This window comes from Streptomyces beijiangensis (assembly GCF_017315755.1).
Classification (GTDB): Bacteria; Actinomycetota; Actinomycetes; order Streptomycetales; family Streptomycetaceae; genus Streptomyces; species Streptomyces beijiangensis.
Genome location: NZ_JAFLRJ010000564.1, coordinates 1 through 1149, shown reverse-complemented (window position 1 = coordinate 1149; position 1149 = coordinate 1). Strand labels below are relative to the sequence as shown.

The window sequence follows — 1149 nt, the reverse complement described above, 5'->3', positions numbered from 1 at the left end:
TTCAAATCCCTCCGCTACCGCTCTTGAGAGCAGGGCCCCAGGTTTCGTACCTGGGGCCCTGACTTGTTTCCGGACAAATGTGCGGGATCGGGATGTCGGCCTCCCGGCGCCGATGGGCGCAATCAGGACCGGTCCGGCCATACGGTAGATACGTGTCCAGGGACGGGAGAAGGCATTTGGGCCCGAAGCAGAGCCACGGCCACAAGGGTGCGCGGGGGAGCGGACGCAGCCGGGCGGGGACCGTCTCGACGGCGACGCTGGCATTCGTGGTGCTCATCGTCTCGGGTGCCGGATGGGTCTATCTGCGGCTCGGCGGCAACATCAACACCTTCGGTGCGGACGGCATTTCGGATGACCGGCCGCCGGGGAACACCTCGGGCAGCAATGTCCTGGTCATCGGCTCCGACTCGCGGGCCGGCGGCAACAAGGGCCTGGGCGGCGGCGAGGGCGACATCGGGCGCTCGGACACCGCGTTCCTGCTGCATGTGTACGGGGACGGGAAGCACGCCGTCGCCGTATCCGTGCCCCGGGACACCCTCGTGGACGTACCGCCGTGCCGCCTTCCCGACGGGAAGTGGACCGAGGGCGCGCCTGACACCATGTTCAACTCGGCCTTCTCGGTGGGCGATACGGCCAAGGGGAACCCGGCCTGCACCCAGAACACCGTCGAGAAACTGACGGGCCTGCGCGTGGACCACACCGTGGTCGTCGACTTCGAGGGGTTCGCGAAGATGACCTCGGCGGTCGGCGGGGTCCAGGTCTGTCTGCCCAAGGACATCTATCAGCGCGACCTCAGCCCCGCGCGCCGCACGCGTGGCGATCTGCTCTTCCCCCAGGGGCTGCAGACGGTTTCCGGGCAGAAGGCCCTGGACTACGTACGGCTGCGACACGGCATCGGCGACGGCTCCGACATCGGCCGTATCAAACGTCAACAGGCCTTCGTCGCCTCGCTCATCAAGAAGGTGAAAGCGGGCGGACTCAACCCGACCACTCTCCTCCCGCTCGCCACCGCCGCCACGAAGTCGATGACGGTCGACCCCGGTCTGGGCTCGGCCGACAAGATGGTCTCCTTCGCGATGTCCATGAAGGGCATCGACCTGCACAACACCAAGTTCGTGACGATCCCCTGGCGTTACGAGGGCGAGCGGG

General features: G+C 67.1%; 1 protein-coding gene. It reads left to right on the top strand.

The window, feature by feature from the left end; genetic code table 11:
- Positions 1 to 92 precede the first annotated feature (92 nt).
- Positions 93 to 1149 (top strand): LCP family protein (locus J0695_RS36800; protein WP_206969109.1); only part of this gene is annotated, 1057 nt, incomplete at its 3' end.